14 protein-coding genes are annotated in these 15,934 nt (G+C 58.2%); 2 read left to right on the plus strand and 12 right to left on the minus strand.

What is annotated here, in order from left to right; all coding sequences use genetic code 11:
* Positions 1-12: 12 nt before the first annotated feature.
* Complete coding sequence (gene fdnG, locus ACVV26_RS00385) at positions 13-3,063, minus strand: formate dehydrogenase-N subunit alpha (protein WP_474799486.1); 3,051 nt, start codon at positions 3,061-3,063, stop codon at positions 13-15.
* Positions 3,064-3,263: 200 nt separating this feature from the next.
* On the opposite strand from fdnG, the gene fdhD reads away from it, so the two are divergent.
* Positions 3,264-4,094: a formate dehydrogenase accessory sulfurtransferase FdhD gene (gene fdhD / locus ACVV26_RS00390; RefSeq protein ID WP_474799487.1), complete on the plus strand. Its 831-nt coding sequence runs from the start codon at positions 3,264-3,266 to the stop codon at positions 4,092-4,094.
* On the opposite strand, the gene ACVV26_RS00395 is transcribed toward fdhD, so the two are convergent.
* The 6 genes from ACVV26_RS00395 to ACVV26_RS00420 form a co-directional block, all read right to left on the minus strand.
* Entirely contained in the window at positions 4,084-5,829 is a 1,746-nt protein-coding gene (locus tag ACVV26_RS00395; RefSeq protein WP_474799488.1) for a putative frv operon regulatory protein, read from the minus strand. The genes fdhD and ACVV26_RS00395 overlap by 11 nt on opposite strands.
* 2 nt (positions 5,830-5,831) lie before the next feature.
* Positions 5,832-6,893: an aminopeptidase gene (locus ACVV26_RS00400; protein WP_474799489.1), complete on the minus strand. Its 1,062-nt coding sequence runs from the start codon at positions 6,891-6,893 to the stop codon at positions 5,832-5,834.
* Entirely contained in the window at positions 6,883-8,337 is a 1,455-nt protein-coding gene (locus ACVV26_RS00405) for a PTS fructose-like transporter subunit IIBC (protein ID WP_474799491.1), read from the minus strand. Before ACVV26_RS00405 ends, ACVV26_RS00400 begins: the two co-directional genes overlap by 11 nt.
* 14 nt (positions 8,338-8,351) lie before the next feature.
* A complete protein-coding gene (locus ACVV26_RS00410) occupies positions 8,352-8,798 on the minus strand; it encodes a PTS fructose transporter subunit IIA (RefSeq protein ID WP_474799492.1) in 447 nt (148 codons plus the stop codon).
* Positions 8,799-8,978: 180 nt separating this feature from the next.
* Entirely contained in the window at positions 8,979-9,302 is a 324-nt protein-coding gene (locus ACVV26_RS00415) for an AzlD domain-containing protein (RefSeq protein WP_474799493.1), read from the minus strand.
* On the minus strand, positions 9,302-9,961 hold the full coding sequence (locus ACVV26_RS00420) for an AzlC family ABC transporter permease (protein WP_474799495.1): 660 nt from the start codon (positions 9,959-9,961) through the stop codon (positions 9,302-9,304). The genes ACVV26_RS00415 and ACVV26_RS00420 overlap by 1 nt, the downstream gene beginning before the upstream one ends.
* Before the next feature lie 102 nt (positions 9,962-10,063).
* Between ACVV26_RS00420 and ACVV26_RS00425 the strand changes: the two genes are divergently transcribed.
* On the plus strand, positions 10,064-10,612 hold the full coding sequence (locus ACVV26_RS00425) for a helix-turn-helix domain-containing protein (protein ID WP_474799497.1): 549 nt from the start codon (positions 10,064-10,066) through the stop codon (positions 10,610-10,612).
* Positions 10,613-10,645: 33 nt separating this feature from the next.
* Here the strand turns inward: ACVV26_RS00425 and rhaM are convergent, their stop codons facing one another.
* Genes rhaM through rhaB form a run of 5 tightly spaced genes read right to left on the minus strand, consistent with a single transcriptional unit; the run spans position 10,646 to position 15,719 of the window.
* On the minus strand, positions 10,646-10,960 hold the full coding sequence (gene rhaM, locus ACVV26_RS00430) for an L-rhamnose mutarotase (RefSeq protein WP_474799498.1): 315 nt from the start codon (positions 10,958-10,960) through the stop codon (positions 10,646-10,648).
* Positions 10,957-12,105 (minus strand): lactaldehyde reductase, encoded by a 1,149-nt coding sequence (fucO, locus tag ACVV26_RS00435; protein ID WP_474799500.1) that lies wholly within the window; start codon positions 12,103-12,105, stop codon positions 10,957-10,959. The genes rhaM and fucO overlap by 4 nt, the downstream gene beginning before the upstream one ends.
* 12 nt (positions 12,106-12,117) lie before the next feature.
* The gene (gene rhaD / locus ACVV26_RS00440; RefSeq protein WP_474799501.1) at positions 12,118-12,942 is read right to left on the minus strand and encodes a rhamnulose-1-phosphate aldolase; all 825 of its coding nucleotides are present in this window, start codon (positions 12,940-12,942) and stop codon (positions 12,118-12,120) included.
* Positions 12,943-12,993: 51 nt separating this feature from the next.
* Positions 12,994-14,253, minus strand: coding sequence for an L-rhamnose isomerase (gene rhaA, locus ACVV26_RS00445; RefSeq protein WP_474799502.1), 1,260 nt, complete (start codon positions 14,251-14,253; stop codon positions 12,994-12,996).
* Positions 14,250-15,719: a rhamnulokinase gene (gene rhaB, locus ACVV26_RS00450; RefSeq protein ID WP_474799503.1), complete on the minus strand. Its 1,470-nt coding sequence runs from the start codon at positions 15,717-15,719 to the stop codon at positions 14,250-14,252. The genes rhaA and rhaB overlap by 4 nt, the downstream gene beginning before the upstream one ends.
* Between the last annotated feature and the right edge of the window lie 215 nt (positions 15,720-15,934).

Below are 15,934 nucleotides of genomic sequence, written 5' to 3' on the forward strand. Positions count from 1 at the left end.
AAGTCGTCTCCGTTACACCTTTTCCACGTTCACCAGGAACGCCTTAAATTCTGGCGTTTGGGTATTGGCGTCGCCGACAAACGGCGTCAACGTGTTCGCGATAAAGCCTTTTTTCGCCACGCCCTCGTAGCCCCAGTGGATCGGAATGCCGATGGTATCGACGTCCTGATTGTTCACTTTCAGGGTGCGAATACGCTTGGTCACCACCGCTTTGGCTTTGATATAGCCACGGTTAGAGGAGACTTTCACGGTATCGCCCTGGACGATGCCCAGCTTGTTAGCCAGCTTCTCACCGATTTCCACAAACTGTTCCGGCTGGGCGATGCTGTTGAGCAGGGCGTGCTTGGTCCAGTAGTGGAAGTGCTCCGTCAGACGATAGGTGGTCCCGACATACGGGAACTTATCGGCTTTACCCATCGCTTCCAGGTCATGTTTAAAGACGCGGGCGGCAGGGTTGGACACCACATTCGGGTGAAGCGGGTTGGTGCCGAGCGGCGTTTCAAACGGCTCGTAGTGTTCCGGGAACGGACCTTCGGCCATCTTATCGATAGCGAACAGACGTCCCATGCCTTCCGGCTGCATGATGAACGGCCCGACATCGCTGCCCGGCGCTGCGGTGCTGTAGTCCGGAATATCCGCACCGCTCCATTTTGCGCCATCCCAGCGCAGAAGCTGGCGCTTCGGATCCCAGGGTTGGCCCTGCGGGTCGGCGGAGGCGCGGTTATACAGGATGCGGCGGTTTAGCGGCCACGCCCATGCCCAGCCCAGCGTGTTGCCAAGGCCAGACGGGTCGGAGTTATCGCGGCGCGCCATCATGTTGCCTTCCGGCGTCCAGCTACCGGCGAAAATCCAGCATCCGCTTGAGGTGGTGCCGTCATCGCGTAACTGCGCGAAGCTGCTGATCTGCTGGCCTTTCTTGACGATTACCGCGCCGGTGGCCGGGTCGGTAATATCCGCCAGCGCTTTCCCGTTGCTTTCCATCGCCACTTCTTCCGGTGCCGGGTTATGTGGCGTCAGGAAGTTCCAGGTCATGTTCAGCACCTGCTCCGGGCACGCGCCGCCTTCTTCAGCGTACATCTTGCGCAGGCGCAGGAAGATACCCGCCAGGATCTCGCCGTCGTTCAGCGCGATGCCCGGTGCGTCCTGGCCTTTCCAGTGCCACTGCAACCAGCGGCCAGAGTTGACGATAGAACCGTTCTCTTCGGCGAAGCAGGTAGAGGGCAGACGGAACACTTCGGTCTGGATTGCCGCCGAATCCACGTCGTTCTGCTCACCGTGGTTTTGCCAGAAGGTGGAGGTTTCGGTATTGAGCGGATCGATGGTCACCAGGAACTTCAGTTTCGATAGCGCCGCCACAACCTTGTTTTTATTCGGGAATGAGGCCACCGGGTTAAAACCCTGGCAGAAGTAACCATTCACTTTGCCCTGGTGCATCATGTCGAAGTACTGGAGGACGTCGTAGCCTTTGTCCCACTTCGGCAGCCACTCGTAACCCCAGCTGTTCTCCGCCGTCGCTTTGTCGCCATAGAAGGCTTTCATCAGCGAAACAAAGAATTTCGGATAGTTGCCCCAGTAGTTCACCTGGCCTTCCAGCAGCGGTTTCGGCGTGTTGGCGGCGAGATAGGTCTGGATATCCGGCTGGTTCTCATTTGGCAGCGACATATAGCCGGTCAGGCTCTGGGACAGGAGGCCGAGGTCGGTCAGGCCCTGAATGTTGGAGTGACCGCGCAGGGCGTTGACGCCGCCGCCTGCCATGCCCATGTTGCCGAGCAGCAACTGAATCATCGCCATGGTGCGGATGTTCTGCGCACCCACGGAGTGCTGGGTCCAGCCCAGTGCATACAGGAACGATGCAGTTTTGTCGTGAACGCTGGTTTCCGCGATGTATTCGCAAACCTTCAGAAAATCCGCCTTCGGCGTGCCGCAGATGTTTTCAACCACATCCGGCGTATAGCGGGAAACGTGCGTTTTCAGCAGGTTCCACACGCAGCGCGGATGGCTCAGCGTGGTATCGCGTTTAGCGAAGCCGTTCTCATCCAGCTCGTAGTTCCAGGAGGTTTTGTCGTACTTGCGTTTTTCGGCGTCATAACCGGTAAACAGGCCGTCGTCGAAGCCGTAATCTTCACGCACGATCAGGCTGGCGTTGGTGTACGCCTCAACGTATTCACGGTTGAATTTGTTGTTGGTTAACAGGTACAGCAATACGCCTGACAGGAAAGCAATGTCAGTACCAGAGCGGATCGGGGTATAGAAATCGGCCACCGATGCGGTACGCGTAAAGCGTGGGTCAATAACAATCAGTTTCGCGCCATTGTGGATTTTGGCTTCCATCGCCCAGCGGAATCCCACCGGATGCGCTTCTGCCGCGTTCCCACCCATCACCACGATGAGGTTGGCGTTCTTCATATCTACCCAGTGGTTGGTCATCGCACCGCGACCAAATGTTGGAGCAAGACTTGCTACCGTTGGTCCGTGTCAGACACGCGCCTGGTTATCCACGGCTAACATGCCGAGGGCGCGGGAAAACTTCTGGGTTAAATAACCGGTTTCGTTACTGGAGGCGGATGCGCACAGCATCCCGGTGGTGAGCCAGCGGTTTACCGTCACACCTTTATCATTTTGCGCCACAAAGTTGGCGTCGCGGTCCTGCTTGATCAGCTTAGCGATGCGGTCAAATGCCTCATCCCAGCTGATGTCCTGCCATTTATCAGAGCCTGGCGCGCGATATTGCGGGGCTTTGAGACGGCTTTCTGAGTGAATGAAATCGACTAAACCTGCGCCTTTCGGGCACAGTGCGCCACGGTTGACCGGGTGGTCCGAGTCGCCTTCAATGTGAAAGATGGATTCTTTCGCATTTTTTGCGCCGTCGCCGAGGCTGTACATCAACAGCCCACAACCAACGGAGCAGTATGTACAGGTGTTACGGGTTTCGCGGCTGCGCAGCAATTTATATTGCCGTGTTTCCGCAAGCGCGACGCTGGGGGCAAAGCCCAGCGCTGCTGCCGTGGTGCCTGCCATACCGCCAGCGCAGATCTTAAAGAACTGCCTTCTGCTGACCTGCATGGATCGCTCCTTGTTTTGACATTGTCACTTCCCCGCTGTTTTTCGCTATCCTGCGCACGAAATTCATTGGGTCTTTGTTTTTATTTTGCGGTTGTATCCGCAAAGGTTCAGAATTGCTGGATTAGCCCTCCTTCCAGGAGGGATAGTTCCCCCAGAATACCACAATAGTGTTAAGGGTGTTCCAATACGGTTAACAAAAAGTGAATAACAATCTTCTTGATAGTGTTGAAAATGTGACCGGGTTCACCGGCGTCCGCGCGTGTGAATTGTGGAAGCACGATGATCTCACCCACCCGAAAAGCGACTGGCTGGCGGAAGAGGTTCCCGTTGCGCTGGTTTACAACGGCATTTCCCATGTTGTGATGATGGCGACGCCGAAAGATCTGGCGCTTTTTGCGCTGGGCTTTTCACTATCGGAAGGCATTATTGACTCCCCCCAGGATATTTTCGGGATGGATATTGTTAACAATTGCAACGGCATCGAAGTGCAAATCGAGCTGTCCAGCCGCCGTTTTATGGGGCTGAAAGAGCGCCGTCGCGCGCTGGCGGGCCGCACCGGCTGCGGCGTTTGCGGCGTTGAGCAGCTTAACGATATTGGCAGGCCGGTTGCGCCGCTGCCGTTTACCCAGACCTTCAACCTCAACAACCTCGATAGCGTGGTCAGCCAGTTGCGCAGCGTGCAGCCCATCGGCCAGATGACCGGTTGCACCCATGCGGCGGCGTGGTTAAATCCAGGCGGTGATATGCTCGGCGGCCACGAAGATATTGGCCGCCATGTGGCGCTGGACAAACTGATGGGCCGCCGGGCGCGCGAAGGCTGGCGCGATGGCGCGGTGCTGGTTTCCAGCCGCGCCAGCTATGAGATGGTGCAGAAATCGGCGCTGTGCGGCGTCGAGATCCTGATTGCGGTGTCTGCCGCAACGACTCTGGCGGTGGAGGTGGCGCAACGCTGCAATCTGACGCTGGTGGGCTTTGCTAAACAGGGCCGGGCCACGGTGTATACCCATCCGCAACGCGTCATTACAGCCTGATTAACTTAACAAAATCCTCGTAACTGCGGGCGCTGGCGATAGCTGGCGTGTCGTGGCGTTGCAGCATACTGGCCAGATAACTGAAAATCTTCAGCTCTTCACGCGCGGAAGGGCTGACGCAGGCCACCAGCAGGTGAAATACCTTCTCATCATTCACTTTCACCGGATTCGCCAGTAATACCAGATAGCCGCGAAACTGTGGCTGCTTCTCGCTCCAGCTATGGGGCACCGCCACGTGTTTGATCACCAGATTATCGCCTTCGGTTTCACGCTGGCGTATCCGTGCGGCATCGGCGGCGGTGATCTGCCCGCGTTCCGTCAGTTTTTCACAGACTGACTCGACAATCTCAAGCCAGCTTTCACTGGGCTGATTGATGTAGTGAAAGCTGTGCGCGGCGGGCAGCCAGTCGCTGATTTTCTGGCGAATCAACGCCGATTCGAGATGCTCTTTGATCAGGCTGATGCCCGCTGCGCCGATGATATTTTTGATGGTCAGGACGTCCGGCCCGTGACAGTCCATCACCGAATAACTGTTGTTAATCACCAGTACGGGGTCGGTTTCGATTCGTAGCGCCACAAGTTCTGCGGATGTATTAACGATCATCACCCGGCAATTCAGCAGTTCCCGTTCAATCGCCATTTTGTTGATGGTGGCGATGGCGTTTTGTTCGCACAGCAGGATTAACGCATGTTTTTCGCCGGGGTTACGCTCCAGTGCGCAGGCGAAATAGAGGCCGATAAGGTCGCTGTCAAACAGGGCGATATCCAACTGCTGCCGCAGACTGGCAATAAAGCCAATGCTTAAATCGAAGGCCACCGGCCAGGCAGCGCGTAAGTGATTCATGCTGCCCTGACGGCTGTCGCTTAGCCAGACCGGGGACGCCGCGCAGCGGGTGATATGCCCGGTTAAATCATCAATAAGCTGCCCGTCGGCGGGCTCCAGCCGGTATTGCTTCATCAGACTGTTAACGGCGCGTTCAATCCCGTTCCGGTTTACGCGCGCGGCGCATTGGGCCAGATCGTGGAGAATCGCGCTGGCATGGCGTAAGCCGTTATCGCCCAGATAAAGCCCCGCCGCGTCGTAGCGGGCGCGTACCGACGGCGCTATTTCCGTCTGCGGGCATAGCGTCAGCGCATTGCGTAATGCATAGACGGCCAACAGCACCGAGGCCTGGTAATCGTTGCTGATGACGGTGAACGGGTTTTGGCTGTCCGGCGTATCGCGCAGCGTCTGATACAGGCGCGTCGTGATGCCCTGAGGCTGGCAAATGTCGGGATCTTTTTTTATCAGATTCGCCAGAATTAAAATCCGCTTTGCTTCCGGCTCGTTAATAAAATGACCGGCATTGGGGCGGCTGGCTAACGTAACGGTACGCCCGAAACGCTGCTTCAGGCGCAGCAGTTTATCGCTGACGATACTTTCCGGCATGGTCAGCGCATCCGCCAGCTGTGCACGCGTCGTGAAGGTGTTTAACAGCAGCAGCGCCAGGAGTTGGTCATCAATATCATGACGCTGGAGCAGGCGAAAGTAGTTATGCCGATCGTAAATCTCCAGCTGGTAGCCGCCATTACCCGGTTGAACAATGGCAGCCGCGCCGCTCAGGGTGAAATTCACGTAATCGATATCCCGCAGCACCGTGCGCCCGGAGACCTCCAGCGTACGGGCAAGCTGCGCCATCGGCTGCTTATGCTGTTCAAGCATATCCAGCAGAGCGAGTTGGCGGGCGTTCAGCATCGTCAGCGGAAATCACGAAAGGCAGCCACTTGCTCGCTGTCCAGTTGATTCAACCACCGGGCAAGCGTGGTGAGCAGCGCGTCATAGTCCCGAACAGAGATCATGGCGCTATTTGCGTGCAGATAGCGCGTCGGCAGGCACAGCGAAATTACCGGTCGTCCACCGCCCATGACGTTGTAGCGCCCGCCGTCGGTTGCGCCGGTTTTCATGGTGCACAGCTGCCACGGCATCCATTCAGCTTCGGCATGTTCCTTGTACGCCGCCACCAGTTTCTGGTTCGGGAAATAGCGCTTATCGAACAGCATGATCCCCGGCCCAGCGCCCAGCTTCAGCGGGAAATGCACCGTGTCGATGCCGGGAATATCGCCCGCCACGGCGGTATCCAACACGATCACCATATCGGGTTTACTGGTCTCGGCGGAGGTTTGGGCACCGCGCAGGCCCACTTCTTCTTCCACCGTGCCGGTGCCTAACAGCGTAATCTCAGGATTATTTACGCGCTGCATCAGTTCAACCATCAGCGCGCAACCCACGCGGTTATCCAGCGCTTTAGCCACAATGCGATCATCGCCCCAACGGGCGAAATTTGGCTGTGGGCTAATAAAATCACCCACCGCAACGCCCCTTGCTGCGACCTCGGCAGCGCTGGCTGCGCCAATATCAATAAACATCTCGCCGTGTTCGACGGGTTGCTGCTTTTGCTTCTCGCTCAGCGCGTGGGGGGCGATAGATCCCATCAGGCCAGGAATGCTAACGCCACTGCGGGTGCGGATCGCCACCTGATGATTCAGCATCGACTGGTTCCACCACGAGCCAATGGTGTCGAAGCGGATAAAGCCGTCGGCGCTGATGTGCTTAACGATAAAACCCACTTCGTCCATATGCCCGACGATGGCGATTTTCGGGCCGCGCGAGCCTTTACGGGCGATGACGCTGCCGAGGCCGTCAAAGACGATCTCATCGCTGATGCCTTCCAGCCGGGAGAGTAACAGCTGGCGCACGTCATGCTCATCGCCGCTGACCGCCGTCGCCAGGCAAAGTGATTCCAGTAATTCAGTGTTCATGAGACAGCTCCTGTAGCGCCTGTTTACGAGCTTTATGTTTCATCCATGCGCCTTTCAGTAGCAAAATCAGACCGATATTGAGCGCCAGACCTATCGCCAGCACCAGATAGAACGACCCGGCAGGGGACATCAGCCCGATAAACGGATCGAACACCCCAAGCCCCGGCGCCAGGCGTTTGATACCAAAGGCGATCACCAACATACCGGTGATGCCACCGCTCAGGGTATTGGCGGTGATCATCGGTAGCGGCGCGGCTAAGGCATAAGGAATTGCGGGTTCGGTCGCCACCGTCGCGCCGACCACAATGGCGCTGCCTGCGGCGTCTTTCTCCTGCTGGGTAAACAGTTTCGGCGCGATAAAGGTCGCGATCCCGGCGGCCATAGGCGGCATTAGCGCCACCACGCCGACGATGGCGTACCAGTCATAAATGTGTTTCTCGAGCAGGGAAAAACAGAAAAACCACGCGGTTTTGTTGATCGGGCCGCCCATATCAAAGGCCAGCATCGCGCCCACCATGAATGCCGCGCCCATCTTCATGGACGGCGGGATGGTGTTCAGGAAGTGCAACAGACCGTCCATCAGGCCGCCCATAAAGGGGCCCAGCACGTAGTACGTCAGCACGCCAAATACAAACAGGGTGATGAACGGGATAAACAGCGAGCCAAGCAGCGGCTGGAGCGCTTTACCAAGCTTCAGCCGCCGGAAATAGCGCACGAAGTAGCCAATCGCCAGCCCCAGAACCACCGCGCCAAGAAAACCTGCGCCAGATTGCGTGCCGAGCAGCGCTTTGTCGTTCGCCAGGTAGCAAACCAAAAACGCGGGCGCGAACGCCGGTTTATCGCTCACCGACCAGGCGATATACGCGCCCATAATCGGGATCATAAATTTGAACCCGAGATAGCCGATGGACTCGATAATCCAGGTGAACGACGGCGCGCCCTGGCTCATGTCCTGATACGGCATCCCCAGTTGCATCAGCATATTGGCGACAGCGACCAGCACACCGCCGCCAATCACAAACGGCAAAGCCGCTGAGACGCCCGCCATTAAGTGGCTCATGATGCTGCCGCTTTCGAACTCCTGCTTGCCGAGCCGCACGGCGCTGTCTGCCGCCATCTGGGTGGATTCGGTGGCTAACCCGTTAAAAATCTGGTCGATATTCTTTAGCGCTTTCGAGATGGGGATTTCGTAAACCTGTTTACCGGCGAAGCGCGCGCGGTCTTCGCGGGTCAGTCCACGTCCAGTCGCCAGGATCACGTAATCGGCCTGGTCAATTTCCTCCACGCTGAGGCGGTTTTCCACGCCGCTGGAGCCCTGAGTTTCCACCTTAATCACGTGGCCTAACGCGCGGGCTTTCTGTTCCAGCGCTTCGGCCACCATATACGTGTGCGCAATCCCTGCCGGGCAATTGGTGATGGCGACAATCCTGATAGGCTTTTCCATATCGCGTCTCGCAGTTATTGAAGGGTGGCGTTAAGCAGCGTGACGATCTCCTGCTCGCTACCGGTTTTCAACTGGTCAGTGAAATCCTGATGGATAATTTTTCGGCACAGCGTGCCGATCAGGCTGACCTGGGCGGCATCGGCGTTTTCAGGCACGCCGAGGCAAATCCAGCAGTTGGCGGGTTGGTCATCCATCGATTTCCAGTCCACGCGCTGGGTACGGCTGCGGGCAAACAGAATAAACGGGCGCGTCACGCAGGCGCTTTTACCGTGCGGTACAGCCACCCCGCCGCCGAAACCGGTGGAATGAATTTTTTCGCGCAGCAGCAGCGTCTGCAAAAAGCGATTCTGATCGCTGACGTGGCCTTGCTGATAAGCATGACGGGCCAGCGCTTTTAAAATGGAATAGGCGCTGTTGCCTTCGATATCGAAATTGATATCCGATAGGGTAATTAATGGCATAGCTTCACTCCCTGTGATAATGCCTGATGATTTTACGGGGCGGATGCGCGTTAAATAACAGCGCGTATGTCAGAGGCGGGCGACATTTTTGCCATGAGTTGAGAGGTGAAATTGTGCGCCACGCCACGTCCACAGCGCGGCACGGCGTGCAAAGGAAAAATTCAGAAAATCACGGCGGTTTTAGTGAATACCCGCCAGGCGCAGCAGCGCCGTGACCACCGCCGCCGCGATAATTACCACGATCAACGGCATCTTGCGCCAGGCGAGGAACACCGCAAACGCCACGCCGAGCAACCGCGCCATCCCGGCGAAATGCTCGCCCTCATAAAACGTGGTCGCCAGCGCGACCGAGAACAGCAACACCGTAGCAGCGTCGGAAAGCAGCGCCTGGGCGCGTTCAGACAGCGCCAACCGGCTGCCTAACTTCGCGCCGCCGAGCCGCATCAGATAGGTGCCTGCCGATAACATTGCAATCCCGACGATAAACAGCGTCATGTTTTCCATTATTTCTTCCTCGTCAGTAAGCCAAACAGCGACAGCAAAACCGGCAGCCCGACGGGGGCAAACGGCACGGCGGCAAGGGAAAGCGCCGCACCGCTACAGGCGCGGATCAGCGTGGTGCGGTTTTTAAAGGCCGGAACCACCAGCGCCAGTAAGATGGCGGGGAAGACCGCGTCCAGGCCGATGGTTTCCGGCGCGGGCAGCAGTTTGCCGACGCCCGCGCCAAGCAGCGCGCCCAGCGGCCAGATAATCGCCACGCCGAGACCGCACAGCCAGTAGGCGGCTTTGCGCTGCTCCGGAGTGGGTTGCGACAGGCCAAACACCACGCTTTCATCATTCATGATATGGCAGCCCAGATAGCTGGCGGCGCGTTTGCCCACCAGATCGCGCACCGTCACGCCGAACGGAATATGTCGGGCGTTAACCAGCAAACCCGCAGCCGCAGCGGCGAGCGGGTTACCGCCGCTGGCGACGATGCCGATAAACAGAAATTCTGATGCGCCAGCCAGTACCGATACCGACAACACAAACGGCACCCAAATCGGGAAGCCGTACGCCATCGCCAGCGAACCGTAGGACATGCCCACGACGCCAACGGCCAGACAAACCAGCAGGATGGCTTTTATGGTGTCGCCTTTGAGGGAAGAGAAGGGATGTTTCATACTTTTTTAGCCATATCGAACGTTTATCCATTATAATGAACGCTTCACAACCGATTATCAAGATGAACGATTCGTTCGGTTTATTGAACATGAGGCCGTTTTATGACGCAGCCAATTAGCGTTATTGCTAAAAGTCTAGTGCGGGAACGCCAGCGCACCGGGCTTTCGCTGGCGGAAATCGCCCGCCGCGCCGGGATTGCTAAATCCACGCTGTCACAGTTGGAGTCCGGTAACGGCAACCCCAGCCTGGAGACACTGTGGTCGCTGTGTGTGGCGCTGGATATACCTTTCGCCCGTTTGCTGGAGCCGCAGTTGCCGATGACGCAGGTGATCCGCCGGGGCGAGGGGATGAAAGTGATCGCCGGGGAAGCCAACTATCAGGCAATTTTGCTGGCTGCCTGCCCGGCGGGGGCGCGGCGCGACGTGTATCTGCTGCTGACGCAGCCGGGTGCCGACCGCGTTTCACAGCCGCATCCGCCGGGGTCGGTGGAGCATATTATCGTGACCAAAGGGCGTGCGATGGTGGGGCTGACGGAAGCGCCAGAAGAATTGGGCGAGGGGGATTACATCTGCTACCCCGCCGATCGCCAGCACATTTTTAAAGCGCTGGAGCCGGATACCCAGGCCCTGCTGGTGGCGGAACAGAATTAAAAAAGCCCGGCTTTTTTTGCCGGGCTAAATGACTCACTCCAGGTAAAACACTTCTTTTAGTTCTTCGCTTACCGGGCTGTTATCCGGGTTAGCTGGCATCACTTCACGCATATGTTTCCACCAGCGTTGGCATACCCCGGTCTCCGCCACCGCGTTCCAGCGGGCTTCTGACTCGATCTCTACGGTTGCAAAAAGCAGGTTACGCTGTGCATCGAGATAAATAGCGTAGTGATGAGCACCGTGCTGCTTAAGAACAGCCTCCAGCTCTGGCCAAATTGGCGAATGACGGCGTTGATACTCTTCATGCGCATCGGGGTTCACCTGCATCACAAAGGCTTTGCGGATCATAACGCCTCCAGGTACAGCGCCCGCACCTCGTCACGGGTGGCGGTACGTGGATTGCACGGCGCGCACGGATCGGCCAGCGCTTTATCCAGCCAGCCTTCGATATCCGCTTTGCTCACGCCCAGTTCGGCGAAACCCGACGGAATGCCGACGCGGGCAGACAGCGCGCGAATCGCATCAATGGCCTTATGGCTGGCTTGTTCGTCGGTTAAGCCGTGGATATCCACACCCATCGCCTGGGCGACACGCGCAAAACGCGCCACGGCGTTCGGGCGGTTAAAGTTCTCAATGACCGGCAGCAGGATCGCGTTGCAGACGCCGTGCGGCAGGTTATGGGTCGCGCCCGGCTGATGCGCCAGCGCGTGCACCAGGCCAAGCCCGGCACTGTTAAACGCCATTCCCGCCAGATACTGCCCGTACGCCATCATTTCGCGCGCTTGCAGGTTGTGACCGTTGTCCACCGCCTGCGGCAGCCACTGGCTGATTAAGCGGATAGCTTCCAGCGCGTTGGCGTCGGTCAGCGGATGCGCGCCCACCGAGACATAGGCTTCTACCGCGTGGGTCAGGGCGTCCATACCCGTGGCAGCGGTGACGGCGGCCGGGATATCCAGCATCACGCTGGCGTCATCCACGGCGATATCCGGGATGATATTCGGGTCGATAATCACCTCTTTCACCTGGCGTTCGCTGTCGATGATCACCGCGTTGCTGGTCATCTCCGCCGCCGTACCGGCGGTGGTGTTAATCGCCACCAGCGGCATGCCCGGATGGGTGACTTTACCGACGCCAGAGTAAGCGGTGGAGGGCCCCGGATTGGCGGTTAAAATCTTCACCGCTTTGGCAGTATCAATCGGGCTGCCGCCGCCGAAGGCGATGATGTAATCACACTGCGCCTCGTTAAACGCGGCGAAACCCTGCTGCACCAGCGCTTCCGTCGGGTTAGGGAACACCTTATCGAATAGCTGGTATGAAAGCTGATGGGCGCCCAGCGCGGTAAACAGGCTATCCAGCAGGCCCATTTTCACCAGTTGACCGTCGGTGACGATCAGCGCTTTGCCCCATTTTTTCCCGGCGATCAGTTTAACCATATCGCCAATGGCTCCTGCGCCATGCAGGCTGATTTTCGGCAATGCTAATAAAAAGCTCATGGCTGTTGTCCTTTACAGTTCCAGCGCGCTGGCGAGCGGGGTGACGCCGAAGCGTTTGCCCAGCGCGATCAGCTCGTCGCGAGAGATAGTTTGTTTCATGCCGCCCATAGAGATGACTTTCACCAGGATCTCGGCGGATTTCTCGGCGGTATCAATCAGGCCGAAGGCTTCGTCCAGCGTCGGGCCGCTGCCGAATACGCCGTGGAACGGCCACAGCACCAGGGAATGTTTACCCATTTCGTGCGCGGTCGCCTGGCCGATTTCATCGGTGCCCGGCACCATCCACGGCAGAATGCCCACGCCGTCCGGGAACACCACCAGGCATTCGGTGCTGCCTTCCCACAGTTTGCGGGTGATGACGTCGGTGCGGTTTTCCAGCACATAGGTCAGCGAAATCAGGTTGGTGGCGTGACAGTGCATAATCACGCGGTCTTTGCCCTGGGTGGCTTTAATGCGCTCGCAGTGGGACAGGAAGTGCGCCGGGAGTTCAGAGGTCGGCACCGCGCTGTCTTCCAGGCCCCACAGGATGTGATAACCCGCGCCGTCGCTGTCGACTTTAACGATACCGAGGTTGGCTGCCGGGGCCAGTTGCACGTTGCGGAAGAACTTACCGGAGCCGGTGACGATAAACGGCGTGTTCGCCAGCAGCGGCATCGGCTGGCTCAGGGCGATATAGCGCGGTTTGGCATGGAAATCGGTCTGATAACCTGCGATATCCGCCTCATCCAGGCGCAGCGTCAGGTTGCCGCCATTGCGCTCGTCCCAGCCTTTCAGCCAGGCGTCGGTGGTGGCTTTGATCATGCCCTGAACGAACCAGGAATTAATAATAGTCTGCATAGTGTTGTTTCCTTTACGGGGCCAGCCAGTGGCCCCTGTGAACCTGAGTCGTTACGCGCGTTTGCGCAGGATGCTTTCTTCGTAGGCGCGGACGCTTTCCAGCCATTCGCTGCCCGCCGGGGTATCGTTGCGCTGGCAGTACATTTCCCACACAGCCTGCCATGGCAGGGATTTCTGCTCTTCCAGCAGCGCCAGACGACCAGTGTAATCACCGTTCAGTTCCAGCTTGCGCAGGTGATCGGTCGGCTCCAGCAGGGCGCGCAGCAGGGCTTTTTTCATGTTGCGGGTGCCGATAACCCATGCCGCGATGCGGTTAATCGAGGCGTCAAAGAAATCGAGGCCGATATGCACCCGGTCAAACAGGTCATGGCGAATAATTTCGCTGGCGATGGCCTGGGTTTCATCATCCAGCAGCACCACGTGGTCACTGTCCCAGCGCACCGGGCGGCTGACGTGCAGCAGCAGGCGCGGCACATACAGCATGGCGGCGGAAATCTTGTCGGAAATCACTTCGGTGGGATGGAAGTGACCCGCGTCCAGGCACAATGCGGTCTGGCGGCTGGCGGCGTAGCCCATATAGAACTCGTTGGAGCCGACGGTGTAGCTTTCTGCGCCAATCCCGAACAGTTTGCTTTCAACAGCGTCGATATGGTGGGCATCATCGAACTTCTCGCTGATAACTTCATCCAGCGCGGCGAGCAGGCGCTGACGGGGGCCAAGACGGTCAATCGGCACATCTTTCATGCCGTCCGGGATCCAGATGTTCATTACCGACGGCGTTCCCAGTTGCTCACCAAAGTAAGCGGAAATGCGGCGGCTGGCTTTGCAGTGGTCGATCCAGAACTGGCGAATTTCATCGTTAGCGTGCGACAGGGTAAAACCGTCGGCGCTCAGCGGATGCGAGAAGCAGGACGGGTTGAAGTCGAGGCCAACATGTTGTTTTTTGGCCCATTCCACCCAGTTTTTGAAGTGTTCTGGTTTGATGGCGTTGCGCTCAACGGGCGTATCGGATTCCAGATAGATGGCGTGCAGGTTCAGGCGTTTCGGTCCAGGGATCAGGCTCATCGCCTGTTCCAGATCGGCGCGCAGCTCGCTGGCGTTACGCGCTTTGCCCGGATAATTACCGGTGGCCTGGATGCCGCCGGTCAGCCCGCCTTCCGGGTTTTCAAAACCGGCGACGTCATCGCCCTGCCAGCAGTGCATGGAGACCGGCAGACGATCGAGGGCCGCCAGGGCCTGTTCGGCATCGACGCCAACGGCGGCGAAACGCTGTTTAGCCAGTTCCCATGCCTGATTAATAGAAGTAGTCATGCGCAAAGCTCCTTTGTTTGATGGGTTTGCTGAAACTGCGCAGCAACGCGGGCAATTTCGCTATGTTGATTGGGCGTAAAGGTGGTGAGTGAGCTGGTTTGCTGGATAACCCGGCGGAAGTCGTCGACGTCAGAGATTTCATCCAGCGCCATCAGCTGGCAGCCGATATTGCCGAGGGTCGAGGCCTCGATGGGCCCGGCGGAAACCGGCAGCCCGCAGGCGTCAGCGCACAGTTGATTGAGAAAATGGTTCTGGCTGCCGCCGCCGACGATATGCAGGCGGGTAAACGGCTTGCCGCGCAGCCGCGCCAGTTCGTGCAGCACATCGGCATACAGCAGCGCCAGGCTGTCGAAAATGGTACGCGCCAGCTCCGCCGCGGTTTGCGGGACGGGCTGACTGCTCTCCCGGCAGGCGGCCTGGATTTGCAGGCTCATGTTGGGCGGATTGATAAACCGATCGTCGTTCGGGTTGATCACGCAGCGGCAGGCCGGAAGCTGGCGGGCGCGTTCAATCAGCGCAGGCAGATCGGTGATGTCGTGCTCTTTAATGACGCGCTGGAGCAGCCACAGGCCCATGATATTTTTCAACACCCGGTAGCGGCCTTCCGCGCCGCCTTCATTGGTGATATTGGCGGCCAGGGCATCGGCGTGGGCGTAGGGGGTTTTGCTTTCAAAACCCATCAACGACCAGGTGCCGGATGAGAGATACGCGGCGTCTTTGCCTTCCAGCGGCGCGGCGATCACCGCGCTGGCGGTATCGTGGGTCGCGACAGACACCACCGGGATGTGATTGCCCTGGGCGCAGACCCAGTGGCCGACCACGCTGCCTGGATGGCTCGGTTTGCCGAACCAGCGCGCCGGTACGCCCGCCCACTCCAGCAGCGTATCGTCCCAGTTATCGGTATTGATATTGACCAGTTGCGTGGTGGTGGCATTAGTGTATTCCCAGTTCATCTCCCCGGTCAGGCGATAGCACAGGTAATCGGGCATCAGCAGGGCATGCGCCACGCTTTCCACCAGGCCTGGCTGTTGCTGGGTTAGCGCACGCAGTTGGTACAGCGTGTTAAAAGGCAAAAATTGAATGCCGGTGCGGCGATAGATCTCGTCACGGCCCAGGGATTCGCACGCCTGCTGCATAATGCCGTCGGTGCGGCTATCGCGATAGGCCACCGCAGGGCCAACGCGCTGGCCCTGCGCATCCAGTAACACGACGTCCACACCCCAGGTATCAATACCGATACTGTCGATAGCGACGCCCTGTTCGCAGGCTTTTTGCAGGCCGAAACGGATCTCGCTTTCCAGCGCGTCCACGTCCCAGCAATCAAACTGCCCGTCGCGGATCAGCGCGTTGGTGAAGCGGTGGATCTCGGTGAGTTGCAGATCGCGGCTGGCCGTGTCGAAGCGCGCAAGCATCACGCGACCGCTTGAGGCACCCAGATCAACGGCAACGCTATGTCGAATAGACATGATGGGAATCCTTATCTGAATCATTGCCCATCAGTCTAAAAAGAAGCCTGGCGCGTCACCTTCTCGCCACTGACAACGTCAAACCCGCACTGGCAAGAAGCCAAAGGTGAACGTGAGTGAACTCACAGTTTGCATTTCAGGTGGGTTGTGAGCCTTGCCGCAATTCCCGATCTTTCCTGCGGATTCTTAAAAAACGAACACAATTTGCGCCGTTT

Source organism: Atlantibacter sp. MEI4A-1023 (assembly GCF_056155425.1).